Annotated in this window: 22 protein-coding genes and 2 pseudogenes; 8 read left to right on the plus strand and 16 right to left on the minus strand. The window is 70.6% G+C overall.

Annotated features, from left to right (window positions below):
- Nucleotides 1-34: 34 nt before the first annotated feature.
- The 5 genes from ABT025_RS19290 to ABT025_RS19310 all read right to left on the minus strand — a co-directional run bounded on the left by ABT025_RS19290 (nucleotide 35) and on the right by ABT025_RS19310 (nucleotide 8,907).
- Nucleotides 35-2,965, minus strand: coding sequence for an AfsR/SARP family transcriptional regulator (locus ABT025_RS19290; RefSeq protein WP_350995514.1), 2,931 nt, complete (start codon nucleotides 2,963-2,965; stop codon nucleotides 35-37).
- A gap of 139 nt (nucleotides 2,966-3,104) precedes the next feature.
- Nucleotides 3,105-3,554, minus strand: a complete 450-nt coding sequence (locus ABT025_RS19295; RefSeq protein ID WP_350995516.1) for an anthrone oxygenase family protein — start codon at nucleotides 3,552-3,554, stop codon at nucleotides 3,105-3,107.
- Nucleotides 3,555-3,642: 88 nt separating this feature from the next.
- A complete protein-coding gene (locus ABT025_RS19300) occupies nucleotides 3,643-5,226 on the minus strand; it encodes a vWA domain-containing protein (RefSeq protein WP_350995518.1) in 1,584 nt (527 codons plus the stop codon).
- A gap of 133 nt (nucleotides 5,227-5,359) precedes the next feature.
- A complete protein-coding gene (locus tag ABT025_RS19305) occupies nucleotides 5,360-6,250 on the minus strand; it encodes an ABC transporter permease (protein ID WP_350995520.1) in 891 nt (296 codons plus the stop codon).
- Nucleotides 6,247-8,907, minus strand: a complete 2,661-nt coding sequence (locus ABT025_RS19310; protein ID WP_350995522.1) for an alpha/beta fold hydrolase — start codon at nucleotides 8,905-8,907, stop codon at nucleotides 6,247-6,249. The genes ABT025_RS19305 and ABT025_RS19310 overlap by 4 nt, the downstream gene beginning before the upstream one ends.
- 158 nt (nucleotides 8,908-9,065) lie before the next feature.
- On the opposite strand from ABT025_RS19310, the gene ABT025_RS19315 reads away from it, so the two are divergent.
- Nucleotides 9,066-9,191, plus strand: coding sequence for a hypothetical protein (locus ABT025_RS19315; protein ID WP_350995523.1), 126 nt, complete (start codon nucleotides 9,066-9,068; stop codon nucleotides 9,189-9,191).
- 8 nt (nucleotides 9,192-9,199) lie between these two features.
- Here the strand turns inward: ABT025_RS19315 and ABT025_RS19320 are convergent, their stop codons facing one another.
- From ABT025_RS19320 to ABT025_RS19340, 5 genes are all read right to left on the minus strand, one after another.
- Nucleotides 9,200-9,775, minus strand: a complete 576-nt coding sequence (locus tag ABT025_RS19320; protein ID WP_350995524.1) for a hypothetical protein — start codon at nucleotides 9,773-9,775, stop codon at nucleotides 9,200-9,202.
- A gap of 249 nt (nucleotides 9,776-10,024) precedes the next feature.
- Nucleotides 10,025-10,462 (minus strand): VOC family protein, encoded by a 438-nt coding sequence (locus ABT025_RS19325; RefSeq protein ID WP_350995525.1) that lies wholly within the window; start codon nucleotides 10,460-10,462, stop codon nucleotides 10,025-10,027.
- 31 nt (nucleotides 10,463-10,493) lie between these two features.
- Entirely contained in the window at nucleotides 10,494-11,036 is a 543-nt protein-coding gene (locus ABT025_RS19330) for a DUF4291 domain-containing protein (protein WP_350995527.1), read from the minus strand.
- A 27-nt stretch (nucleotides 11,037-11,063) separates the two neighbouring features.
- The gene (locus tag ABT025_RS19335; protein ID WP_502971984.1) at nucleotides 11,064-11,279 is read right to left on the minus strand and encodes a DUF397 domain-containing protein; all 216 of its coding nucleotides are present in this window, start codon (nucleotides 11,277-11,279) and stop codon (nucleotides 11,064-11,066) included.
- Between the two features lie 10 nt (nucleotides 11,280-11,289).
- Complete coding sequence (locus ABT025_RS19340) at nucleotides 11,290-11,862, minus strand: DUF5753 domain-containing protein (protein ID WP_350995531.1); 573 nt, start codon at nucleotides 11,860-11,862, stop codon at nucleotides 11,290-11,292.
- Nucleotides 11,863-12,020: 158 nt separating this feature from the next.
- Between ABT025_RS19340 and ABT025_RS19345 the strand changes: the two genes are divergently transcribed.
- Nucleotides 12,021-12,347 (plus strand): hypothetical protein, encoded by a 327-nt coding sequence (locus tag ABT025_RS19345; protein WP_350995533.1) that lies wholly within the window; start codon nucleotides 12,021-12,023, stop codon nucleotides 12,345-12,347.
- Nucleotides 12,348-12,855: 508 nt separating this feature from the next.
- Here ABT025_RS19345 and ABT025_RS19350 read toward each other — a convergent pair.
- The gene (locus ABT025_RS19350; protein WP_350995535.1) at nucleotides 12,856-13,170 is read right to left on the minus strand and encodes a hypothetical protein; all 315 of its coding nucleotides are present in this window, start codon (nucleotides 13,168-13,170) and stop codon (nucleotides 12,856-12,858) included.
- 314 nt (nucleotides 13,171-13,484) lie between these two features.
- Between ABT025_RS19350 and ABT025_RS19355 the strand changes: the two genes are divergently transcribed.
- Complete coding sequence (locus tag ABT025_RS19355; protein WP_350995537.1) at nucleotides 13,485-14,105, plus strand: hypothetical protein; 621 nt, start codon at nucleotides 13,485-13,487, stop codon at nucleotides 14,103-14,105.
- Nucleotides 14,106-14,149: 44 nt separating this feature from the next.
- On the opposite strand, the gene ABT025_RS19360 is transcribed toward ABT025_RS19355, so the two are convergent.
- Both ABT025_RS19360 and ABT025_RS19365 read right to left on the minus strand, forming a co-directional pair.
- The gene (locus tag ABT025_RS19360) at nucleotides 14,150-14,746 is read right to left on the minus strand and encodes a DUF4291 domain-containing protein (RefSeq protein WP_350995539.1); all 597 of its coding nucleotides are present in this window, start codon (nucleotides 14,744-14,746) and stop codon (nucleotides 14,150-14,152) included.
- A 1,170-nt stretch (nucleotides 14,747-15,916) separates the two neighbouring features.
- Nucleotides 15,917-16,636 (minus strand): annotated as a pseudogene (locus ABT025_RS19365) (carbohydrate binding domain-containing protein); the annotation flags it as partial.
- A 521-nt stretch (nucleotides 16,637-17,157) separates the two neighbouring features.
- Here ABT025_RS19365 and ABT025_RS19370 point away from each other — a divergent pair.
- Nucleotides 17,158-17,868 (plus strand): VC0807 family protein, encoded by a 711-nt coding sequence (locus ABT025_RS19370; protein ID WP_350995540.1) that lies wholly within the window; start codon nucleotides 17,158-17,160, stop codon nucleotides 17,866-17,868.
- Between the two features lie 89 nt (nucleotides 17,869-17,957).
- Here ABT025_RS19370 and ABT025_RS19375 read toward each other — a convergent pair whose 3' ends face one another.
- From ABT025_RS19375 to iolB, 3 genes and pseudogenes are all read right to left on the minus strand, one after another.
- The gene (locus ABT025_RS19375; protein ID WP_350995542.1) at nucleotides 17,958-19,457 is read right to left on the minus strand and encodes a CoA-acylating methylmalonate-semialdehyde dehydrogenase; all 1,500 of its coding nucleotides are present in this window, start codon (nucleotides 19,455-19,457) and stop codon (nucleotides 17,958-17,960) included.
- Nucleotides 19,454-19,652 (minus strand): annotated as a pseudogene (locus tag ABT025_RS19380) (hypothetical protein); the annotation flags it as partial. The pseudogene ABT025_RS19380 and the gene ABT025_RS19375, both read right to left, overlap by 4 nt.
- Before the next feature lie 26 nt (nucleotides 19,653-19,678).
- A complete protein-coding gene (gene iolB, locus ABT025_RS19385) occupies nucleotides 19,679-20,563 on the minus strand; it encodes a 5-deoxy-glucuronate isomerase (RefSeq protein ID WP_350995544.1) in 885 nt (294 codons plus the stop codon).
- 266 nt (nucleotides 20,564-20,829) lie between these two features.
- Here iolB and ABT025_RS19390 point away from each other — a divergent pair, with 266 nt between their 5' ends.
- The 4 genes from ABT025_RS19390 to ABT025_RS19405 all read left to right on the plus strand — a co-directional run.
- Nucleotides 20,830-21,192: a peptidoglycan-binding domain-containing protein gene (locus tag ABT025_RS19390; protein WP_350995566.1), complete on the plus strand. Its 363-nt coding sequence runs from the start codon at nucleotides 20,830-20,832 to the stop codon at nucleotides 21,190-21,192.
- Between the two features lie 272 nt (nucleotides 21,193-21,464).
- The gene (locus ABT025_RS19395) at nucleotides 21,465-21,662 is read left to right on the plus strand and encodes a helix-turn-helix transcriptional regulator (RefSeq protein WP_350995546.1); all 198 of its coding nucleotides are present in this window, start codon (nucleotides 21,465-21,467) and stop codon (nucleotides 21,660-21,662) included.
- Nucleotides 21,663-21,829: 167 nt separating this feature from the next.
- Nucleotides 21,830-22,141, plus strand: coding sequence for a heavy-metal-associated domain-containing protein (locus tag ABT025_RS19400; protein WP_350995548.1), 312 nt, complete (start codon nucleotides 21,830-21,832; stop codon nucleotides 22,139-22,141).
- A 105-nt stretch (nucleotides 22,142-22,246) separates the two neighbouring features.
- Nucleotides 22,247-23,673: heavy metal translocating P-type ATPase (locus tag ABT025_RS19405; RefSeq protein WP_350995550.1), on the plus strand; the 1,427-nt coding region annotated here is incomplete at its 3' end.

The raw sequence follows: 23,673 nt of genomic DNA on the forward strand, positions 1-23,673 counted from the left end.
GGCGCCGGACGAAGGTCCCTGCCGGTCCCGCCCGTCATGCCTTTTCCGCCAGCATCGCGAGGCCCCGCCGGGCCTGCTCGACCCCGTGGGCCAGCCCCAGGGTGCGGCTGATCAGCAGGGACTGCTCCCAGTGGGCGCGGGCCTGCTGCCGGTCACCGAACGCGAAGTGAGCCTCCGCCACCGCTTCCAGGCAGTCGACGGCGCCACCCTGGTCGTCGAGCCGGCGCCGGATGGCCAACGCCTCGTACAGCTTCTCGAACGCCTCCTCACGGCGGCCCAGGGCGGTGAGCGTCCTGCCGAAGTTGGTCTGCGCGGTGGCGATCTGAGTCGGATGCCTGTGCTCCGATTCCAGCAGAGCGAGCAGCCTGCGGAACTGACGCTCGGCCTCCTCGAACTCGCCGCCGAGAGCCAGCGCGTCCGTCATCCTGGTCAGGGCGATCACCGTGCTCGCCGTGTTCCCGGCCCGCCCGAACAGCTCCTGGGACCGGCGGGCGTACCGCAGCGCCTCAGGGGGCCTGTTCATCTGCGTGTAGCACATGGAGATGTTGCCCGTGATCGACGCCAGCGCCGCCACGTCGCCCATCGCTTCGTACAGTGCCAGCGCCTCCAGGAGGCTCTCCAGCGCGGCCTCGTTGCGGTAGGCCATGCCGTGGGCCACCCCGATCCGCCGGTGCAGCCACGCCTGTCCGAAGGTGTCGTCCGCACGAAGCGCGATGGTCATGGCCTCGTCCAGGAGGGCGTCCCATTCACCGGTCCACCAGTACGTCTCCGCGTATCCGAACATCTCCACCGCGAGACGCCAGGCGACGTCGGAGCGGCGGAGCTCGCCCGCAAGGCCGATCGCCTCCGTGATCGCCGGCAGTTCCTGTATGCACCAGTGCAGGGCGGACTCGGCGTCGGCGAAGACAGGCATCGGTGCCGCGGCCGGCTCGTCCAACGGAGGCGGCGCCTGACTCGTGAAGGAGACGGTCCGGCAGGATTCCGCCGCCGCTGCCGCGTACCAGACCAGCAGCCGGGACCGTGCGCCGTGCCGGTCCAGAGGGGTCTCCTCGGCCGCGACGCACTCCTGCGCGTACTCGCCGAGCAGGTCGTGGAAGGTGTACCTGCCAGGCTGCGGGCTCTCCAGCAGATGAGCGTCGACCAGCACCTCGATGGCGTCCTCCGCGTCGTCCACGGCAAGTCCCAGGAGGGCGGCGGCACACTCCAGGGAGAGGACATGGCACGGCCACAGGCCCAGAAGCCGGAACGCCCGTGCCGCGGCCCGCTCGATGGGCAGCTCGCTGTCGCGGAGCGCGACGTAGCTCATGCCCAGGGTCGTACGCACCGCCGCACCGCCGACGGAGAGGGTCCTGAGCCGGCCGCTCGGGCCTCTCAGCCGCTCCGCCAGCGCGGTCAGCGGCCAGGACGGCCGGGCCGCCAGCCGAGCCCCGGCGATGCGCAGGGCGAGCGGCAGCCCGCCGCAGGCCGTCAGGATGTCGGCGGCAGCGGCCGGCTCGTGCCGCAGCCGGGAGGCACCGCACAGTTCGGCCAGCAGATCCCGCTGCTCGGCGGGACCGAGCGGCTTCAGGGGCAGCAGGTCGGCTCCCGGCAGCGGGGCAAGGGTCTGCCGGCTGGTCACGATCGCGGCACTCGCCCCGCTGCCCGGCAGCAGCGGGGCGACCTGACGGGCGTCCCGGGCGTTGTCCAGCACCAGCAGGACCCGGCGCTCGGCCAGGGCGGCCCGGAACATCGCGGCCCGGTCCTCGGTCTCCTCCGGCAGCGGCCCGTGGACCGCGCCGAGGTCCGAGAGGAAGCGGGCCAGCAGGTCCCCGGCGCTGCGTGCCTCGCCCGCCCCGAAGCCGCGCAGGTCGGCGTAGAGGATCCCGTCGGGGAAATGGTGCCGCAGCCGGTGTGCGGCATGGACGGCGAGTGCGGTCTTGCCGATCCCGCCCATGCCGGTGACGACGACGGGAGCGGTGGTGGCGGGCGTGCCGTCCGACGGGTCCGGGGTCAGCAAGGTGACCAGGCTCTCCAGTTCGGCGGAACGCCCGACGAAGTGGCGTACGTCCATGGGGAGCTGGCTGGTGAAGGCCGGCTGTTCCGGGACCGGGCCGGTGTGCGTCGCGCGAGCGGGCTCGGCCTCCGGCGCCCCGGGCGGCGGCGGGCCCCCGTCGGGTGCGCCCGGCGCGGGTCCGGCCGGGTCTTCGCCGTCCGGGGACGGCCGGCCCGGGGGCCGGGTCAGGATCTCCTGGTACGCCTCCTGCACGGCGGGGCCGGGTGCGACACCCAGCTCATCGGCCAGGGTCAGGCGCAGCCGCCGGAACACCTCAAGTGCCTCGGCCTGACGGTCGGTTCGGTGCAGGGCGAGCATGAGCTGGCGGTGGAACACCTCGCGCAACGGATGCTCATCGGCCACCGAGGCGAGTTCGGCCATCACCTCGTGATGGCTGTCCAGGCCGAGCGCGGCGTCGAAGCGCCACTCCAGCACCTCCAGCCGGGCCTCCACGAGCCTGCGGATCAGCGGTAGTTGGGCGTGGGCCTCGGCGAAGTCCGGAAGGTCGGCCAGCGGATTCCCGCGCCACAGTTCGAGTGCGGCCGCGGTGGCCCGTGCGGCCCCGGTCCAGTCGGCGTCCGCGTGGGCGCGGCGGGCCAGGGTCCGTCGCTCCTCGAAGACATCGAGGTCGAGTTCGCCGTTGTGGACCTCCAGCAGGTAACCCGGCGGAACCGCCCGGAGCCTCGACGCTCCGCCATCGGCCAGAGCGAGGAGCCGCCGCAGCCGGGTCACGTGATTGGGCAGGGCCGCTTGGGCGCCTGCCGGCGGGTGCTCGCCCCAGAGTGCGTTCCTGAGGTGTTCCAGAGCGACCGGCCGATTGGCCTGGAGCAGCAGGGCGGCGAGCAGCACTCGGCCCTTGGGACTGCTCACTCCGGCGGCGCGTGCGCCGTCATGGAGGAGTACCGGTCCGAGCAGACCGAACCGCATAGTCATGCCGCCCCCCACAGGCAGTGATCGCAGTCGATGTCCCCTGCGCAGTGACTAATTCAGCGGAATGGTAATCGCCGGATCACCCGGCGTGCGCCAGGTGTCCAGCAGCGCGGCCCGGGGAGAGGTTGCAGGCCCGAAGGGCTCAGTGCGCGGCGGCGGCCAGCAGGACGAAGGCGGCGAGCGAGAGGGCGGTCCGGAAGCGGTGGAAGCCGTTCCAGAGGGCCTCGAACGCCGAGCGGGCCGCGCTGTCGTCGCCGCCCTCGGCCGCGGCGAGCGCCTTGTTCAGCGGAATGTTGCCGCCGATCGTGACCAGGTGGGACACGACGGCGCAGGCCAGCCCCACGACCACCAGAGGCCACCGCTTCTCGCCGAGCTCCGTGAACACCCCGACGGCCGGAAACGCGATCACGCCGAGGAAGAGCAGGAGGAAGGCGGGCCCGGGGACCTTTTCGTTGAACCGGCGCATCGCCGCCGTGAACCGCTCGTCCGGCAGCGCGGCCAGACCGGGCATCACCGCGAGGAGGAAGGTCAGCATGAAGCCGGCGTAGAGGCCGGTCGTGATCACGGCAAGGGTCAGGAACAGGGAGGCCACGCACCCATCATGGCTCGACGGAGCGGCTCGCACAGCCCAGTTCCGCAAGGATGTGCGAGCTTCTCCCTCAGTGCGGCGGCCAGGGCCGTCAGTCCATCTCGCCCTCTTCCGCCCGCGTTCCGGTGTCCTTGTGGCCGCCCTTGAGCAGGACCGCCCGGCCGATGGCCGCGGCCAGCTTCTCCACCGAGTCGTCCTCCGTGACGGCGGCCAGCTCCTTCGCCCTGGAGGCGAGTGCAGCGAGCGAGGGCGCACCGGGGAGCGCCCCGCCACGCAGGTTGTCGGCGAAGTAGGCTGCCACGGCCGTCACTTGGAGCCTGGCACTGCTGCCGCCCCACAGCCTTCCGTCGATCGCGCCGGTCCCGACCGATCCTGTCCGCTCCCGCGCCGCCCGGGTCCTGGGGTCCAGCCAGCGCACGGTCGCGGTGGCGACGTGGCCCGAGGCCCCGTCCCGCAGGCGTACGGCGTAGAGCGCCGTCACCGTGTGGCCGGGTCCGACCTCGCCGCCGTCCACACGGTCGTCGCGGAAGTCGTCGTCGGCGACCTTGCGGTCCTCGTACCCGATCAGTTTGAACTTCTCCACGGTCTTCGGATCGAAGGCGACCTGCGCCTTCGCGTCGCGCGCCGTCAGTTCGATGTGTGCGGGCAACTGGTCGACGAAGACCTTGCGGGCCTGCTCCTCGTCGGCGATGTAGGTGGTGTGGCCGTCGCCCTTGTTGGTGAGCCGTTCCATCAGGGCGTCGCCGTAGTCGCTGCCGACCCCGACTCCGAAGAGGGTGATGCCGTACTCGCTGCGGGCCGAGCCGATCCGTTCGAGGATCGCGTCGGCGTCCGTCTCGCCGGTGTTGGCGAGGGCGTCGGAGAGCAGGACGACGCGGTTGCTGGCGCCCTTGCGGTGGCCGTCGACGGCTTCCTCGTAGCCGCGCCGGACGCCTGCCGCCACGTTGGTGGAGTCGGCGGATTCCATGGAGTCGACGGCGTCGTGGATCTTCCCCCGGTGGTCCCGCAGCCGGGTCATCGGCAGTACGGTCCTCGCCTCGTCGCTGAAGGTGACCAGGGAGACCGAGTCGTCGTCGCGGAGCTCGTCGGTGAGGGTGCCGAGTGACGTCTTCACCAGGCCGAGGCGGTCGGGCGAGGCCATCGAGCCGGAGATGTCGACGACGAAGGTGAGGGCGGCGGGCGGCCGTTCGGCGCTGCTGGGAGCGGCCCTGGTGGCCAGGCCGACCCGTACCAGCGACCAGTCGCCGTCCTCACCGCCCGCCCGCGCCCCGTCCATGGAGACCGTGAAGCCGTTGCCTTCGGGGCGGTGGTAGCCCTGCCGGAAGCTGTTGACGAACTCCTCGGGCCGTACGGTCTCCGGGCCCGGCAGCCTGCCGTCGGCGAGGGTGCGGCGCGCGTAGCCGTACGAGGCGGTGTCCACGTCCAGCGCGAAGGTGGAGAGGTAGTCGGGCGGGGCGGCCTCCCTCAGCTCGTCCGACTTCTCCGCGCCGTCCGCCGGCTTCGCCGCGTCCTCGGCCGCCCCGCCGGTGGCGGCAGGTGCGGGCACCGGCGCCCGTTTGCCGCTGTCCGCCGTACTCGTGTCGTGGGTCGTCCCGCCCGAGCAGCCCGTGAGCAGTACGCCCCCCGCGAGGAGCAGACCCACCGCGCCTCGGTACATCCGTGTCCGGCGTTCCATCTTTCGGCCCCCAGTGTCGTCGTGTCACCACTTGCGAATGTGACGTGCGAGCGGGGGTGCCGGAGCCGTCGAAGAAGTTGCGGAACCATCTCGATGCGGCAACGGCGGACGGCGATCCGGCGGAATGTCAAGGTCAGGACACGATGTCCTTACGGCTGAACCCCCGGAAGGCGAAGGCGAACAGGATCAGGGCATACGTCACGGAGATGGCCGCGCCCTTCGCCATGCCGGCCCACTCCAGGTCGGGCTGGAGCGCGTCGGCCCACGCGAACTGCCAGTGGGCGGGCAGGAAGTCGCGCCAGGAGCCGAGCGCGGTGACCGCGTCCAGCACGTTGCCCACGATCGTCAGTCCGACCGCGCCGCCGACCGCGCCGAGCGGGGCGTCCGTCTTCGTCGACAGCCAGAACGCCAGTCCCGCGGTGACGAGTTGCGAGACGAAGATGAAGGCGACGACGAGCGCGATCCTGGGCACGGTGTCCCCGGTCGCGAGCGCACCGCCGGTGGGCAGTTCGAGCGGCCCCCAGCCGTACGCGGCGGCTCCCGCGGCCAGTGCGACGAGCGGCAGCAGCACCATCGCGGCGAGGCTGAAGCCGAGCGCCACGACGAGCTTGCTCCACAGCAGCCTGGCCCGGGGCACCGGCGCCGCCAGCAGATAGCGCAGCGAGGACCAGCCGGCCTCCGAGGCCACGGTGTCACCGCAGAACAGCGCGACCGGGACCACCAGCAGGAATCCGGCCGAGACGAACAGGCAGGTCGCCGCGAAGTTCGCGGCGGACGCGGTCGCCGTGTCCATCAGGGTGAGCCGGTCGCCGCCCCCGGGTCCGCCGTCCGGGGTGCCGCCGATCGCGAACGCGATGATCAGGATGAACGGCAGCGCGACCAGCACCCCGCCCATGAGCAGGGTGCGCCGCCTGCGGAGCTGGCGTACGGCCTCGACGCGCAGCGGAAGGGTGTGCCGGGCGCGGTATCCGGGCGCCTCGGGCGCTTCGGTGACTTCGGCTGCGGTACTCGCTGCGGTACTCATGCGGAGCCTCCGGAGATCAGGGTGAGGAACGCGTCCTCCAGGCGGCGGTGCGGTCCGACACCGGTCAACGGCACGTCCAGGCGCACCAGTTCGGTGACCAGCTGTGGCGAGGTGGCGCCGTCGAGCCGGACGAGCAGCCCGTGCGCGTCGTCCGTACGGACGGCGGAGCCGATCCCCGCGAGCGCGGCGATCTTCTCGACGAGCGGTTCGGTGATCTCCTCCGCGGAGGTGACCAGCACCATGTCGCCGGAGCCGGTGATCTCGGCGACGGGCCCGGCCTGGACGAGCCGGCCGCGGTCCATGACCACCAGGTGGGTGCAGGACTGCTCGACCTCGGACAGGAGGTGGCTGGAGACGATGACGGTACGGCCGCCGGCCGCGTACCGGATCATCACGTCCCGCATCTCGCGGATCTGGGGCGGGTCGAGTCCGTTGGTCGGCTCGTCCAGGATGAGGAGGTCCGGCATGCCGAGCATGGCCTGGGCGATGGCGAGGCGTTGCCGCATGCCCTGCGAGTACGTACGGACGGCCCTGGCCAGCGCGTCGCCGAGCCCGGCGATCTCCAGGGCCTCCTCCATGTGCGAGTCCACGGCGGGCCGCCCGGTGGCCTGCCAGTACAGCTCCAGGTTGGCGCGGCCTGACAGGTGCGGCAGGAAGCCGGCGCCTTCGACGAAGGATCCGACGCGGGACAGTACGGGCGCACCGGGCCGGATGGCCCGTCCGAAGACACGGATCTCGCCGTCGTCGGGCGTGATGAGGCCCATGAGCATGCGCAGGGTGGTGGTCTTGCCCGCGCCGTTCGGCCCGAGGAGCCCGAGCACCTGCCCCTTCTCGACGCGGAACGACAGCTCCTTGACCGCGTACCGGTCGGCGGACTTCGCGTACTTCTTCGACAGGCCGGTGATCTGCAGCGGTACGTCGGCGAGTGCGGGGTCGGGGGCGGGGGTGGCGGTACGGCGCCGGGCGGTGAGCAGGAGGGCCCCGGCGATCACGACGGCGGCGGCCGGCAGCCCCCAGGTCCACCAGGGCAGTGCGGCGGACCCGGTCGTCAGTCCCGGTGCGGTGGGCAGGGTGAGCGGGCCGTCGAGGGAGACGGTGTACGTGGTCGGCTCGGCCGGGGACGCGTAGCCGAGGTCGGTGGCGGCCAGCACGAGCCGGAGCCGGTGCCCGGAGTCGAGTTCGTGGTCGACGGCGGGCAGCGTCAGGCCGAGCGGCTTGCCCTGCTGCTCGGGGGTGATCCGGTAGGGGGCGACGAGCTGGGAGGGGAGCACCTGCTGCTTCCCGTCCGGCGACACGTCGTACACCTTGGCGAACAGCACCGCGTCGCCCTGCCCCGCCTTCACGTTGACACGGACGGTCGGTGAGCCGGTGATGCGGCGCGAGGCGGTGAGCGGGGCGGACTCGAACGTGGCGTGCTGCCCGGGGAAGTCGACGGAGAGCCCGACGCCGAGCGTGGACAGCTGGGCGAGGCCGCCGCCGACTCCGGGGACGGCGGAGATGGCGGGCGGACCGGCTCCGGCCGGGTTGCCGAACTTCTGCGTGCCGCCCCTCAGTTCCACGTTCTCGCCGCCGCTGTTCAGCCCGGGGTAGGTGTCACTGCTCGCGCCGCGGGTGAGGGCTGCCCCGTCGGTGGAGTCGATGCCGCCGGTCCGGGTGACGCGGAAGGCGGGTCCGGTGTCGGCACCCTTGTCGTCCTTCAGATAGCGGTCGAACCAGGCGCCGACCCGCTTCTGCACCCGGCCGGTCTCCATGTCTCCGCCGTCGTGCCCGCCGGCGATCCAGTCGACGGCGACGGGTGCTCCGTTGGCCTTGATGGCCTTGGCCATGGCGTCGGCCTGGCCGAGCGGGAAGAGGGAGTCGGTCTGGCCCTGCACGATGAGCGCGGGGACCTTGATGCGGTCGGCGACGGCGCTCGGGGACCGTTCGGTGAGCAGGGCGCGGGCGGCGGCGTCCGGCTTCCCGCTGACGGCGACCCGTTCGTACATCGAGCAGAGCTGCTTCTCGAAGTTCCCGCAGCCGCCACCGGTGGTGACGAAGATTCCTGCCCAGAGCTTCTTGAAAACCCCGTCGGGAAAGAGCGAGTCGGCGAGGTTCCAGTAGGTGATCTCCGGGGCGATGGCGTCGACGCGCCGGTCGTACCCGGCGGCGAGGAGCGAGACGGCTCCGCCGTAGGAGGCGCCGGTGATGCCGACGCGGGGGTCACCCTTGCCGTCGAGCTGCACCTCGGGCCGGCCGGCGAGCCAGTCGATCAGCCGGGAGACGTCCTTGACCTCGCGGTCGGGTGCGTTGAGCCCGATCTCTCCCCCGGACTTCCCGAAGCCGCGCGCGGACCACGTCATGACGGCATACCCGTCGGCGGCCAACTCCTCTGCCTGCGCCTGCGTTTCGGCCTTGCTGCCGCCGAAGCCGTGGCCGATGAGCACGGCGGGCCGGCGCTGTGTGCCGCCGGTGGTGAAGTACGAGGTGTCGACGGACACCCCGTCGACGCGCATCATCCGGTCCTGCCGGTGCACCGCCGGCGCGCTGTCGTCGGCCACGGCGGTCCAGGTGCCCGCCCCGGCCAGCACGACGAGCGCGGCGACGCCCGCCGCCCACCGGCCGCGACTGCGGGGCAGTAGCCGCCGCCACCTGGACGTACGCGCAATAGGGGTCTCCATGTGTCGAGCCTAAGCGGGCGTCCGCCGCGCCGACGCTGCCACCAGGGGGAAGTGTCCGGCCTCCTCAAGGCGTACGGTGCCCTCCCCGCGTACTCCACTCGCGGTATGCCCCGACGCGGCCCGGCCCGGACTCCGAAAGGCCCTCCATGGACAACCCGGTGGAAATCCGGCACGCCACGACCGTCGCCGAGCTGCAAGCCGCCCAGCACCTCTACCGCTCGGCGGGGGCTGCGGACGACGGGCGCTTCGCGACGCCGACGCGGGGGGCCGGCGCGATGGAGTGAGCGGGGCTTCAGCTCTTGAGGGCCGACATGAGGTCACGCATGTCGCTGATCATGGCGGCCTTGTGGGGGGCCAGATCCGGCAGTTCCTCGCCGTCGCCGGGCGCCGGCCCCTTGTCACCCTCCCAATTGAGGGAGGCCGCGATACCCAGGGAGAGGACCGCCCCGCCCTCCAGTACCCGCAGCTCCTGTTCCCCGCTCGGCGAGGAGAGCAGGTACGCCTTGTCGCCGAGCTCCTGCACCTCCTCCACCTCGGTCTCCGGGTCGACACCGAGATCGGTCGCGGTCCGCTCCGCCTCGAACTCGGCGCGCGGGTCGGTCTTCTTGTGCAGGGCGACCCCGACCGTGACGGTGTAGTCGACGAACCAGCCCTCGTCCGGCCGCCGCTTTCCGTTCCCCACGAGGAGGGGGATGTAGCACTGGGCCCGGTCGAGGGCGTCATGCCGCAGCGGCCCCGCTTCGAACCGGCTCTCGGGATCTCTCGGCGCTATCGCCGCGCCGATCGACTTCAGCCGCACGGCCGCGCAGGGGTCCTGACCCAACCGGTACCCGTGCAGGTCGGGCGCCCCGTCACGCGGTCCGTCCATGAACAGCACCGTCCCCCACACGGCCGACGCCACCACAGCCCCGCCTAGCGCCCACAGCCACCGGGCTCCCGGCCTCGGAGGCCGCGGCGGGCGGTCTCCTTCCGGCTGCGGGCCGGAATGCTCCAGCACTTCACGCCCGGCGGACGCGCCGAACTCCCCGGCCATCTCCGGCTCGGAAATCATCCCGCTCCCCCACCAGTCGGAAGGCCCGCCTCGATATGACGCCGGACCGGCTGCCCCGGTCAGCCGTCAGTTCTTCTTCAGCTCCTGCGCGAGCATCACCAGAATGCCACTGGGACCGCGGAGGTACGTGAGCTTGTAGACGTCCTCGTAGGTCGCCACACCGCGAAGCGGAAGGCATCCGTGCTTCGCGGCTGTCTCCAGGGCTTCGTCGATGTCGTCGACCGAGAAGGCGACGCGATGCATGCCGATCTCGTTGGGGAGGGTGGGCTCCGTCTCGATCGCTTCGGGATGGATGTACTCGAAGAGCTCAAGCCGACCGTGACCATCCGGCGTCTGGAGCATCGCGATCCTGGCGTGATTGCCGTCGAGGCCGACGGCGGTGTCGGTCCATTCACCACTGACCGTGTCACGGCCGACGACCGTGAGGCCGAGGTCGGTGAAGAAGGAGATCGTTGCTTCGAGGTCACGCACGGCGATGGCGACGTTCTCAAGTTTGATGGCCATGCTTCGCATGCTACCGAGCCGGGCCGATCGGTCAGGTGCGCAATTCGTCCCGATTCCCGGGTGCTCGATTCATCCTGTCTCCCGGGGTCACCGCCGGTGCCGGGTAGGGCCGTTCGTCCGGCAGGAGCCGGGCCGCCTCATCCGCCCGGCCCGCTCCCGCCAGTTCGTGGATCTCCCGGGCGAGCGGGGTGACGTCCCGGATCGACACCGTCCACTCGTCCGCGTACCGCCGCGACGCCTCCCCCGCGAGGCCGAGCTGGAGGGAGCGGTACGGGAGCCGGTTCAGGTGCAGGTCGCGCTCGGGATCCCACTGGACACGCGCCGGGGCGCGGCGGAGGATGCGCTGCCAAGTGGCGCGGTCGGGGCGCACGCCGCGCTCGTAGTGCGAGAGTTCGGCGTGGGACAGCGCCCAGTCGAAACCCTCCCGGCTGATCTCGACGGCCAGGACCGTCTCCTGGCCCTCCTTGGCCGCCCAGCCGCAGCGGTACATCATCCACAGGAAGCTCGGCTTGATCCATGTCAAGCCGTGTTCATAGCCTTTAAGGCACTCCAGGAGACCAGCGGCCCGGAGCACGTTTCACACCGGGGCCACTCATCAGGTTCAAACTGCGGTCCGGTTGCCGCCTCCACTTACGCCAGCCACGAAGGCCGCCCATGTGTCGACGCCAAAGATCAGGACCGGGCCACCTACAGCCTTGCTGTCCCGCACGGGCACCGCGCCCTGGGCGTCGGCAACCTCGACGCACTGACCGTTACCACTGCTGTAGCTACTCGTCCGCCACACCAGCTCGGTGGGGTCGTACTGCACTCCAAGCACCTTCTCTCACTCATCCCGATCGGCAAACACTGGCCAGCAGATCAGCACTTTCACCCGGGCCGAGCGCTACGGCTTGCAGGTGCTCAAACATCGACTTGTACCGCCGGATCTCCGTCTCCGACTCCAGGAACAGGTCCCCTGCCGGGGTATCCACGTAGACCAATTCTGGATCTTGCGCGTCCGGAAAGTCCATGTGCACGAAGCTCCCCGTCATACCGGCATGAGCCCCCGTCCCGAACGGGATCAGCTGCAAAGTGACATGCGGCTCGTCCGCGAGTTGAAGCAGGTGCTGGGTCTGCTCACGCATCACTTCACGCCCACCGACCAGCCGGCGCACGGCCGCCTCATCCATGATCGCCCACAGCTGGAGAGGGCTGACCTTGGCGAGCACCGCCTGTCGCTCAATCCTCGCCTGTACGCGCTGATCTACTTCTATCTGACTGGCAGTGGGTAGTACGCCCTTGATCACGGCGCGTGCGTAGCGCTCCGTCTGCGCGAGCCCCGGAACGAACAGCGATTCGTAGTTACGCACCGTGCGAGCCTCGGCCTCAAAGCCGATGTAGGCAGTGTATTCCTCAGGCAACTCCGAGTGATACGGCCGCAACCAGCCTTGGTCATGAGAGCCGCTCTGCACGGCCAGCAAGTCAGCCCGCTGCGCGCAGGGGCCGACAGCCCAGTACTTCAGGACCTTCGGGCTCGCGTCCGCGACGAGAACGACCGGCGGCGCTTCGGGAGGTCGGGGTGAACGGCCGAGAAACCAACGCGACCGCCGTGCTGACTGCGCAACCGGATCGCAACCGCGCGCCTGAAGTGCCGCAGCCCTCCCATATCTTCACCTGCTGGCGGCAGTTGAAGGCAGGGCAGGTGGTGTTCGACCGGGTCAAGGAACTGCCTTGCATGGTGATCCGAGCCCTCGGCGCCCATGCCGTCGTCGTGAGGCCGGGCGGCCAACCCTGGGAAGCACAACTGCAACGGCTCTCACCGGGCACCGAGTACCACTGTCGACAGCTCGATGCCCTGGCCCGACATGTTGCCTACCAGCGGCGCGGCGAGAAGCGCCCGCACTGAATCAGGCGCCTGGTCGCCGAGTTCAACCCGTGGCCCTGCCTGCCCCGTAGACGCTACGGCGGGCAGGGGCACCACCAAGAACTTCCCGCTTGGCTTCGTCACGCGGGTCGGTGAGTGCAGTGCACCACTCACCAGAGAGAGGAATGCAGCATGACCACATTCGTCGAACGACCTACCCGTGAGGTGGTTGACGGCCTCCAGTCACTGAAACTGGAGATCATGGGGAAGTGCCAACTGGCTCGCACTCACTGCCTGTCGAAGTCCGGCCCACAGGCAGCCCACGGGGCCATGTCCCTCGACGACTGGCGCACGGTCATCTTCGATGCCGCCGCGTTGGGTATCCGCACGATTCAGATCATCGGCGGAGGCCGTGCGTGGGTCGGGCACCGGCTGTCACACCTCCGAGACTCCGACTCCCGCGCCGCACTCAGCTCAACTGCCGCTGGAGCAGCAGAATGGCCCTGCCGCTCACGGGGCAGGGCCAGAACCCAAGATCTTCACCAGCCTTCTATAGCTGGCCGATGCTCTGCCGATTATCGCGCTTGCGCCAGCTCAGCATCATCAAAAAGAGGCCAGCCAGTAGCAGCGCGCTACCAGCCAGAGTCCCCCACTGCCGGGCACCGATGTCAGTGATCACCAGCGCGAAGACAGCCTCCCAGCACAGGCCGAACGAAACCACCAACTGGCCCCAGCCGTAGAGGCGGATACTGCGGATGGGCTTCCGGTTCGTGGGGAGCACCCAGCCACGGGTAATCGCCGCCACGCCGGAGGCAGCAATGAGCAAGGCCAGCAGAACGACAGATGTCACGAGGTACGGCTTCATGGTTCCTTCCTACGCGCCGGACTCGTGCCGGACGCCACGCCAGTCATGACGGCCTCTGTACCCAGCATCCACGCGCTCCAAGGCTTCGGCGTCGTTGTGTGACGTCCGACTCGTACCGTTCTGGCGACCGGATGATGAGGGTGCGAGACGAGAACAGGCACGGCTTCCAAGATCATGGAGTTCTCGACGCCCCGTGATCCGGCTGAAAGACCGTACCTGCGTATCATCACCGATCCCGGCTGCCCTTGACCAACTTCGTGATCGTCCCAGGCCGGGGAAGGGGAGTTCGCCGGCTTGCTGGAGCGCTGGCCGAGGTGCCCGGTCTGATCGTCACCGGCTGGAAGCACGCCAACGGTGACGTGGTCGGCCGACTGGAACATGACATGGCCGGTTTCGTGGTCACTCGCTCCGGGGACGACTACCCGCCCGAACTCACCGAACCGTTCACCACCGCGCGGAACACGGACGGGGAAGAAGTCAGCACGGGCCGCTATCCCGTGGTGGACGTAGCGAACTCCTGCGAACTGCGGTCCATGCTGGAACTCACCGCGCCCGGCGTGGAACTCACCTGCGAAGAACTCGACGACCGGACTCGGACCGCCTGCCTCGTCCATCCCGACGGGTCATGGGCCCGCGCATCCGCCGAGTGGACCGACCCGCCGGAAGTGCACCAGAGCGGGCCGCGGAAGCTGTGGACCGCCGTGGAACGTATCCGCAACCGCCTCAACGCCGAGGGCTCGTTGCCCCTGCGCGGCGCACTAGTTCACATCACGCCTGATGGCGTATGCCGCTTCTCCCGCGGTGGATGGAGCGCATCTCTCGGGGGTGACGAGTGGCGCTCGGCTACTCGTCCGATTCTGACCAACCTCCCGGTGCCCACCTACGCACTTTGGACCGGCGGGCGCCTCACTCCTGTGCCAGGGTGCGCGAACTGATCGACGGCATCCCGCACTCCGCGGGCGGTACGGGTGCGTTCGATTCAGCCCGTCCCCGGGGTCGCCGCCGGTGCTGGGTAGACCCGTTCGTCCGGCAGGAGCCGGGCCGCCTCGTTGTCCCGGCCGCATCGGGCCAGTTCATGGATCTCCCGGGCGAGCGGGGTGACGTCGCGGATCGTCACCGTCCACTCGTCCGCGTACCGCCGCGCCGCCTCCCCCGCGAGGCCGAGCTGGAGCGAGCGGTACGGGAGCCGGTTCAGGTGCAGGTCGCGTTCGGGATCCCACTGGACGCGGGCCGGGGCCTGACGGAGGTCGCGCTTCCAGGTGGCGAGGTCGGGGTGCACACCACGCTCGTAGTGTGAGAGTTCGGCATTCGCCAGCGCCCAGTCGAAGCCCTCACGCGTGATCTCGACAGCCAGGACCGTCTCCTGGCCCTCCTTGGCCGCCCAGCCGCAGCGATACATCATCCACAGGAAGCTCGGCTTGATCCATGTCATGCGGTCACGCTTCCAGGCCGGCGGGAAGCGGCCGTCGCGGGCGGCGGGGAGACCGAGGGCCGGGGAGTACGCCTGGTAGACGGTGACGGTCGTGGCGGTGTGGAGCGCGCGGATCTCGTGCTGCGGTGGCTGTGGTGCGGTCATGGTGCCATCCCAGCACCGCGGGTCCCCGGTCGGCGAGCGAGTTTTACGAACGCCGTGCCTGTGGCGTTCCGTCAGGAAGCTGCTGCGTGGGCATGCGGGACGTGCCTCCCGCCGGAACGGCGGAGTCGTGGTCGAGCTCTGCCGTTCCGGATCAGGAGGCACTTCACTCTTCCGCTCAGGGGCGTCCTAGTGTCCTACGCGGGCGAAGGGTGCCCGGAAGACGTCCCAGTCGTCCTTCTCGTGGGAGGTGGAACTGTCCGGGCCGTACGGCTCCGTGGCCGTGTCCAGCACGGTCGGGTCCTGGGGCAGGGAGCCGATGGCCGACTGGCCGAAGGTGGAGACGAGCATGAGGCCCAGCCCCCGGCTCTCAAGCGTCGCCCGGTCGATCCCCAGCGCCGCCAGCGGGATGTTCATCTCGTAGGTGGTGTCCTGTGCCTTGCTGTGCCCGGCGGCGAGCAGGTCTTCGTACCGGTCCGCGTCGGCCAGGTCGGCGGGCACGTATCCGGCGTTGCCGGTGGCCTTGATTCCCGTGACCTCGCTCGAGTTCAGGCCGTCGGCGTATTTGTACGTGATGCCCGCGGGTCCGAACTTCTGGACGTTGGCCGGTTCGTAGTCGAAGGTGCCGGACGCGTTCACGCTGAAGAGGGCGGGCTGGCCCACTCCGGGCTTGCTGGAGAAGTTGGCGATGTGGTCGACCTCCCCGCGGGCGAACGAGGTGCGCAGGTCCCAGGGGCCCGCGGGGCCGGCCCCGAGCAGACCTTCGCCGCCCCGGTCCGGGTCGACGTCCAGCGCGAGGGACTGGGGGATGTCGCCCTGGTAGGGCTTGCCGTTGTCACTGGTGGGGTAGCCCTGCGCGGGGTCGGTCACGTCCGTGACGTTGGTGAACTGCCACATCAGGTACAGGTTGGCGTCGTCCCAGGCCGCGGAGAGGGAGTACAGGTCGTAGACCGGTCCCTCGTGACTGCCGCGGAAGATGCGCGGGTCGTCGTTGGCGACCCCCTGGGCGACGATCATGTCCTTGGTCCACTCGGAAGCCTTGCCGTCCACCGTCACGGCCGCCGCCTGCCCGACGCGCCCGCCGGGATTGGTGGCGTAGTTCGGCCCCCCGGGATCGGGGCCCGGGTCGGGGGTGGTGGTCGGGTCGGGAGTCGTCGTCGGGTCCGGGGTGGTGGTCGGGTCGGGAGTGGTCGTCGGGTCCGGGGTGGGGGTGGTGGCGCAGGGGTCGGTGGTGCCGATCTGCCCGTTCCTGACCGTCGTGGTGCCGGTCCCCAGGGCGTAGTTGCGGCCGCTGTTGTTGTCCCAGGTACCCGAGCCGTTGTTGAACGTCGCCTGCAGGCCGGTGGCGCCGCCCAGATCGACCGTCTTCTTGTACCAGCCCTCGCAGGCCTCGGCCATGCCGACACCGGGCGCGGTCGTCCATGCCCCGCCCGTCGGGGCGTAGTGCAGGTTCGCCGTCGGCCAGCCCGCATCCGCGGCGTAGTAGACGGTGGCCGTCGCGAGGGGATCGCTGGTGCAGGGGTCGCCGGTCCCCACCACACCGTCCTTGACCGTGACCGTGCCGGTCCCCAGGGCGTAGTTGCGGCCGCTGTTGCTGTCCCAGGTACCCGAGCCGTTGTTGAACGTCGCCTGCAGGCCGGTGGCGCTGCCCAGATCGACGGTGGACTTCACCCAGTCCGTGCAGGCCGCCTCCATCGTCACACCGGGCAGAGCGGTCCAGGCTCCGCCGTTGGGCTGGTAGTGCAGGTCGTACGTCGTCCAGTTGTGGTTCTTGGTCGAGTAGTACACCGTCGCGGAGTTTCCGGAAGCGGCTGAGGCGGTGAAGGCGACGGATGCCGCGGCAAGGAGCGTCATCACTCCTGTCGCCGCTGCCGCGGCGAGGGGGCGTCTCATCCGCCGGCGTATGGGGTGTCTCACGAGGATCCTCCTGGGGGGATGTGCCGCGGCCCTGACCACGGCAGCCAACAGAGCAGGTGCCGGTTCAGCGCCTGCGGGGAGTTCCCGTTGCGTTCGCCCGGACATCACCTCCTGAATAATCTTGCTGAAAGTTTCAGCAAGGCGATGCGAATGTAGGGCTGCCCTGACTGGAGGTCAATACATCGCGCAAAGAAGCGAGTTGGCCGTGATCGCCCGTCACTCGGTGATCCCGCTGACGCTTGCTTCGCGGACTGCGAAGCGATGGACGGCACACCCCACTCCCATGCGGCCGGTCCGGGGCGGGCGGCCCTCCGGAGCTCTGACGCCTCGTCCGCTCGTGGGGTGCGTGACGGCGGAGCGTGTCATCCGTCGACGCTGACATTCGTCATACGGAGCTCGGTACACCCGGCCCTGCCGTGGCCCGGGGGCCGGCGGCCAGTCTGTACGTATCGAGAGCGGGAGCCGCGAGGGCGCCGCCGATACGGGAGGAACCCGTCATGAGCAGCCCGGTCGCCACAGTCACCGCACCTGCCGCCGGCGCTCCGGTCGGCGTCGTTCCGTTCTCCCCGCGCAGGGCCCTGCTGGACAGCATGATGCCGCTGCTCGTGGATGTGGCGGTGCCGCTCGCCTCGTACTACCTGCTGAAGGCGGCGGGGACGGGGACGTTCGGTGCGCTGGCCTGGAGCAGTGTGGTGCCGGGCGTGCGGACGGTGTGGGGTGTGGTGCGCGACCGGCGGCTCAACGGGCTCGCGGCGCTCATGGTGACGGTCAACGCGGTGGGGCTGCTGCTGAGCCTGGTGGCCGGTGACCCGCGGTTGATGCTGCTGAAGGACAGCGGGGTGAGCAGCACCATCGGCCTGGTGTTCCTGGTGTCCGCGCTGCGCGGGCGGCCGATGCTGTCGACGGGGCTGCGGCCGTGGCTGACGCGGGGCGAGGCCGCCAAGTCCGCTGCGTACCAGCGTCTTTCGACGGGTTCGGACGCGTTCCGGCGGGCCGAGGTGCGGTTCTCCGCGGTGTGGGGTGCGGCGCTGCTGGGCGAGTGCGCGGTGCGGGCCGTGGGAGCGTACACCGTGCCGGTCGAGACGATGGTGTGGGCCGGGACGGTGGTCCTGGTGGCGGCGATGGTGCTGGCGTTCGTCGTCTCGGGGCGGGTCGCTGTCGTTCCGATGGAGCAGATGATCGAGGAGGCGGCCGGTACGGGTCGCTGACCTCCCAGGAACCGCTGCAGGGCCGCCCCGGGGGAGCGGCCCTGCAGTGCTGTGCGGTTCAGGTCAGGTCGGGTCGGGTCGGGTCGGGGTCAGTGGTTGCTGGGGAAGCCCAGGTCGACGCCGGCGGGGGCGTCGGCCGGGTCCGGCCAGCGCGTGGTGGTGACCTTGCCGCGGGTGTAGAAGTGCACGCCGTCGTTGCCGTAGATGTGGTGGTCGCCGAAGAGCGAGTCCTTCCAGCCACCGAAGGAGTGGTAGCCCACCGGCACCGGGATCGGGACGTTGATGCCGACCATGCCGGCCTCGATCTCCAGCTGGAAGCGGCGGGCGGCGCCGCCGTCGCGGGTGAAGATCGCGGTGCCGTTGCCGTACGGCGAGGCGTTCATCAGCGCCACGCCCTCCTCGTACGTGTCGACGCGCAGCACACACAGGACCGGGCCGAAGATCTCGTCCTTGTACGCGTCCGAGTCGGTGGAGACGTTGTCGAGGAGGGAGAGGCCGATCCAGTGGCCCTCCTCGAAGCCCTCGACCGTGTGCCCCGTGCCGTCGAGGACGACGTCGGCGCCCTGGGCGGCCGCGCCGGTGACGTACGAGGCGACCTTGTCGCGGTGGGCGGCGGTGATCAGCGGGCCCATCTCGGACGTCGGGTCGTTGCCGGGGCCGATCTTGATCTTCTCGGCGCGGTCCTTGATCCGGGCGACCAGGTCGTCGGCGACGGAGCCGACCGCGACGACCGCGGAGATCGCCATGCAGCGCTCACCGGCGGAGCCGTACGCGGCGGAGACGGCGGCGTCGGCGGCGGCGTCGAGGTCCGCGTCCGGCAGGACCAGCATGTGGTTCTTCGCACCGCCGAGCGCCTGGACGCGCTTGCCGTTCGCGGACGCGGTGGCGTGGATGTAGCGGGCGATCGGGGTCGAGCCCACGAAGGAGACGACGGAGACGTCCGGGTGGTTCAGCAGGCCGTCGACGGCGACCTTGTCACCGTGCAGGACGTTCAGTACACCGTCCGGCAGGCCGGCCTCGGAGGCCAGCTCGGCAAGGAGATTGGCAGCCGACGGGTCCTTCTCGCTCGGCTTGAGGACGAAGGTGTTGCCGCAGGCGATGGCGAGCGGGAACATCCACATCGGCACCATGGCCGGGAAGTTGAACGGCGTGATACCGGCGACGACACCGATCGACTGACGGATCGAGGAGACGTCGACCCGATTGGACACCTGGGTGGACAGCTCACCCTTGAGCTGCGTGGTGATGCCGCACGCCAGCTCGACGATCTCCAGACCGCGGGCGACCTCGCCGAGCGCGTCGGAGTGCACCTTGCCGTGCTCGGCGGTGATCAGGGCGGCGATCTCGTCGCGGTGGGCGTCCAGCAGCGCGCGGTAGCGGAACAGGACCGCGGTGCGGGCGGACAGCGACGAGGTGCCCCACGTCGTGTACGCGTCCTTCGCCGCGGCCACCGCGGCGTCGACCTCTTCCAGGGAGGCGAGCGCGACCTGGGTGGTGACGGCTCCGGTGGCCGGGTCGGTGACCGGGCCGTAGTTGCCCGACGCGCCCTCGACGGTCTTGCCACCGATCCAGTGGTTGACGGTCTTCATACTGTGTCTCCTTCAGAGGTGGCGGCGTCGGTGGTGAGGCGTCGGTCGGCGAGGCGTCGGTCGTGCTCTTCCCGTGCTGGGACCTCCGACGGGCGAGTGGGCCTTTCCGGCTACGTCAACATCCCACCACGCCCGCGCCGGAGGGGGCCCCGACACTGTGTCTGCCGTTTCGGTCCCGGCGTAGACACAAGGAGGACGGCCGGGGAAGGCCCTGGGCGGGGTCACCGGGGCGCCTCACTCCCGTGGAACGGAAGTCTCGGGTCCACCGGCTGTGCGGGCCAGGTGTCCCGGATCCAGCGGTGGTCGGGGTGGTCGCGGATCAGCCACTCCCGTTGCTCCCCCGGGCCCGCCATGACGTTGAGGTAGTAGAGCGTGCGGCCGGGCGGGGCGATGGACGGGCCGTGCCAGCCGTCGGGGATGAGGACGGCGTCACCGCTGCGGATTTCGGCGAGGACGTCCGTACCGCCGGGACGGGACGGGGAGACCCGGTGGTAGCCGACACCGCCGTCCGCCACCTCGAAGTAGTAGATCTCCTCCAGGACGGACTCCTCGCCCGGGTGGTGCTCGTCGTGCTTGTGCGGCGGGTAGGACGACCAGTTGCCGCCCGGGGTGAGGACCTCGACGGCGATCAGCCGGTCGCAGTCGAAGGTGTCGGCCGCGGCGAAGTTGTTGACCTGGCGCGAGCAGTTGCCCGAGCCTCGCAGCTCGACTGGTACCTCCGGCGCGGGGCCGTAGCGAGCGGGGAGTCTTCGCTCGCACTTCGCTCCTGCCAGGGCGAAGCGGCCGCCTGCGCCGGAGGCGATCTGTGCATGGGCGTCACGCGGTACGTACGCGAAGTCGGATACCCCGCTGAACACGCTTTTCCGGCCCAGCAGTTCAAAGATCTCATCTGAGATGTGCACCGTACAGCCACCGGTCAACGGCAGTACGATCCATTCGCACTCTCCGGTGACAAGTGTGTGAACACCGCCCGGCTCCAGCTCCACCACCCGCAGGCTCGACCGCTCCCAGCCTGCCCGCTCCGGACCGATGTCCAGGGCGTAGGGACCGCTCGCCGTACTGCCCGCGGGCAGGTGGTGTCGTCCCGGCTCTCCTCGCATCGTCATGTCTCCTTCCCTACCCGCCTTCCCCACCCGCCTCCCTACCCGTCTTCCCCACCCGTCTTCCCCACCCGCCCTTCCTACCCGCCGCGCCCGGGTCAAGGGCGGCAATGACGGCGCCGGGCGGCGGGCGCGTCCTCGGCCGGCCGCGCGCCCCGACGGCCGTCCCGGGAGTGACGTGACGGCGGTACGCGGTGTTGTCCTCGACGAGAGGACGGGGCCCACCGGTCACCGTCACCGCATCGTCCGAGGAGTACCCCACCGTGATCCGCATGATTCCGCCGTTCCGCCGCGCCTCCCGGAGCCCGGCCCTGGCCGCGCTCGTCCTGGCCGCCGCCCTCGCTTCGGCGCCCGGCGCCGCAGCCGACGAGAACAACGCACCCCCGGCCGGCTCCAGCCCCGTCTGCGCCTTCTACGACGGGGACGGGCTGACCACGTTCGGCGAACAGGGCGAGCGCGTCTCCCAGGTGCAGTGCATGCTCGCCAACCGGCGCTACCTGCCGTGGGAGGCGGTCGACGGCGTGTTCGGCGCGCGGACCCTCGCCGCGGTCCAGCGGTTCCAGGCCGACCACCCGCCGCTCGTCCCTGACGGTCTCGTCGGCCCGCGCACCTGGTCGGCGCTCTGGCACGCCTGACGACCGGGGTGCGCCCGGGGCTCAGGGCCAGGGCGCACCCGCCGGACGGGCGCCGTCGCCCCGGCCCTCCGCGTTCCTCCCGCCTCGGACGTGTCCCGCTCGTCACACATGTCTCCGTTACGCGGGTTTTCCGTCACAGACGGTCGACAGCCCCACCCCGCCTCCTGTCGCCCTCGTTCACCGGCCAGAGGCTGAGTGATCGACAGCGTCCCGTACCGCGGCTCCCCCCGACGGCCCCCAGGCCACCGCTGCGGCACAGAGAGGTGGCACGTATGACGGACAGCAGGCTCTGGTCCTACAAGGACATCGCCGCACACATCCGAGTGCAGCCGGACACCGTCCGCTCCTACCGCAAACACGGCCTTCTTCCGGCTCCGGACCATGTGGAGAGCGGTAAGCCCTACTGGTACGCGGACACCATCCGCACCTGGGTCGCCGCCCGTCCGGGCAACCGGGGCCGCCGGGCATGACCACCCCCCTCACCTGGTCACCCGGTTGGCCCACTGGCCCGGGGACCACTCGCATTCATACCCCCTAGGGGTATATAGTCGAGAGTGTGGAGGCGCACCGGCCTTCCCGGAGTCCCCCTGGGCCCCCGCCGCCACATCCATTTGTGCTCGTCGAAGAGGAGAACACGATGACCGCCGAGACCCAGCTCCCCCAGGCGACCGGCTCCTGCTGCTCGCCCAGCGGTTCCTGCCACGACAGCGCGGGTACGGACGCCGCGCAGGGCGGCGTGACCACGGTCTACGAGGTGACCGGCATGACCTGCGGGCACTGCGAGGGCGCGGTCTCCGAGGAGATCTCCGGCATCGAGGGTGTCACCTCGGTGAAGGCCGTGGCTTCCACCGGACAGGTGACGGTCGTGTCGCAGGCCCCCCTGGACGAGGAGGCCGTGCGCGCAGCCGTCGACGAGGCGGGCTACGAGCTCGCAGGCCGGGCCGCCTGACCGCTTCGGGATCCACTACGACCGCATCACCCCTTTGCCGCCGGGCCGGGCCGACCAGCAGATACTGGTGGGGCACGGCCCGGTCGGCGTTTCAGGAGTTCGGACATGCACAGCGCAACAGATGTCGAGGTCCCGGTGGCGGAGAGCTCGGAGGCCGAGCTCGCGATCGGCGGGATGACCTGCGCGTCCTGCGCGGCCCGCGTCGAGAAGAAGCTGAACCGGATGGACGGGGTCACCGCCACCGTCAACTACGCAACCGAGAAGGCCCGCGTCGCCTTCGGCCCCGGAACCGGCCTCGCGGACCTGATCGCCACGGTCGAGAAGACCGGCTACACGGCACAGCCGGTGCACCGCCCGGAACCGACGCCGCCCGCCCGGACGCCGGCGCCCGCGACCCCGGACACCGAAGCCGTCGCACCCGCGCCGGCGCCCGGCACCGAGGACGACGCCGAGGCCGGTGAAGACACCGCCGGTACCGGCACCGCCCCCGGCCCCGCGGCCGACGACGCCCCCACCCCCGCTCTCGCCGCACTGCGGCAACGGCTCATCGTCTCGGCCGTCCTCGCCGCCCCCGTCGTGGCGCTCTCGATGATCCCGGCGCTCCAGTTCGACAACTGGCAGTGGCTCTCCCTCACGCTCGCCGCCCCTGTCGTCGTCTGGGGCGGGCTGCCCTTCCACCGCGCCACGTGGACCAACCTCCGGCACGGTGCGGCCACGATGGACACGCTGGTGTCGGTCGGGACCCTCGCCGCATTCGGCTGGTCCCTCTGGGCGCTGTTCCTCGGCGACGCCGGCATGCCCGGCATGCGGCACGGCTTCGACTTCACGGTCTCCCGTGCCGATGGCGCCTCCACGATCTATCTGGAGGTCGCGGCCGGGGTCGTCACCTTCATCCTGCTGGGCCGCTATCTGGAGGCGAGGTCCAAGCGGAAGGCCGGCTCCGCCCTCCGGGCGCTGATGCACCTGGGCGCCAAGGACGTCGCGGTCCTGCGGGGCGGCGTGGAGGTACGCGTCCCCGTGGACCGGCTCGCCGTCGGCGACCGCTTCGTCGTCCGCCCCGGCGAGAAGGTCGCCACCGACGGCACCGTCGTCGAGGGCGCGTCGGCGGTGGACGCGTCCATGCTCACCGGTGAGTCCGTCCCCGTCGACGTGCGGGCAGGCGACTCCGTCACCGGCGCCACCGTGAACGTCTCCGGGCGGCTCGTCGTCGACGCCACCCGCGTCGGCGCCGACACCCGGCTGGCCCGGATGGCCCGGCTCGTCGAGGACGCGCAGAACGGAAAGGCAGAGGTGCAGCGGCTGGCCGACCGGATCTCCGCGGTGTTCGTCCCCGTGGTCCTGGTGCTCGCCCTGGCCACCCTGGTCGCCTGGCTGCTGGTGACGGACGACGTGACGGCCGCGTTCACGGCCGCCGTCGCCGTACTGATCATCGCCTGTCCGTGCGCCCTGGGCCTCGCCACCCCGACCGCCCTCATGGTCGGAACCGGACGCGGCGCCCAGCTCGGCATCCTGATCAAGGGCCCCGAAGTCCT

The sequence above is a fragment of the Streptomyces sp. NPDC002809 genome (assembly GCF_040295435.1).
GTDB lineage: Bacteria > Actinomycetota > Actinomycetes > Streptomycetales > Streptomycetaceae > Streptomyces.

What these genes read in the sequence shown, in the direction of transcription:
- ABT025_RS19350 (WP_350995535.1), bottom strand. Translation starts at nt 13,170, where the DNA reads ATGAAGCCGTACCTCGTGACATCTGTCGTTCTGCTGGCCTTGCTCATT.
- iolB (WP_350995544.1), bottom strand. Translation starts at nt 20,563, where the DNA reads ATGACGATGCGAGGAGAGCCGGGACGACACCACCTGCCCGCGGGCAGT.
- ABT025_RS19325 (WP_350995525.1), bottom strand. Translation starts at nt 10,462, where the DNA reads ATGGCCATCAAACTTGAGAACGTCGCCATCGCCGTGCGTGACCTCGAA.
- ABT025_RS19370 (WP_350995540.1), top strand. Translation starts at nt 17,158, where the DNA reads ATGAGCAGCCCGGTCGCCACAGTCACCGCACCTGCCGCCGGCGCTCCG.
- ABT025_RS19360 (WP_350995539.1), bottom strand. Translation starts at nt 14,746, where the DNA reads ATGACCGCACCACAGCCACCGCAGCACGAGATCCGCGCGCTCCACACC.
- ABT025_RS19375 (WP_350995542.1), bottom strand. Translation starts at nt 19,457, where the DNA reads ATGAAGACCGTCAACCACTGGATCGGTGGCAAGACCGTCGAGGGCGCG.
- ABT025_RS19320 (WP_350995524.1), bottom strand. Translation starts at nt 9,775, where the DNA reads ATGGACGGACCGCGTGACGGGGCGCCCGACCTGCACGGGTACCGGTTG.
- ABT025_RS19310 (WP_350995522.1), bottom strand. Translation starts at nt 8,907, where the DNA reads ATGGAGACCCCTATTGCGCGTACGTCCAGGTGGCGGCGGCTACTGCCC.
- ABT025_RS19300 (WP_350995518.1), bottom strand. Translation starts at nt 5,226, where the DNA reads ATGGAACGCCGGACACGGATGTACCGAGGCGCGGTGGGTCTGCTCCTC.
- ABT025_RS19400 (WP_350995548.1), top strand. Translation starts at nt 21,830, where the DNA reads ATGACCGCCGAGACCCAGCTCCCCCAGGCGACCGGCTCCTGCTGCTCG.
- ABT025_RS19290 (WP_350995514.1), bottom strand. Translation starts at nt 2,965, where the DNA reads ATGACTATGCGGTTCGGTCTGCTCGGACCGGTACTCCTCCATGACGGC.
- ABT025_RS19395 (WP_350995546.1), top strand. Translation starts at nt 21,465, where the DNA reads ATGACGGACAGCAGGCTCTGGTCCTACAAGGACATCGCCGCACACATC.
- ABT025_RS19390 (WP_350995566.1), top strand. Translation starts at nt 20,830, where the DNA reads ATGATTCCGCCGTTCCGCCGCGCCTCCCGGAGCCCGGCCCTGGCCGCG.
- ABT025_RS19305 (WP_350995520.1), bottom strand. Translation starts at nt 6,250, where the DNA reads ATGAGTACCGCAGCGAGTACCGCAGCCGAAGTCACCGAAGCGCCCGAG.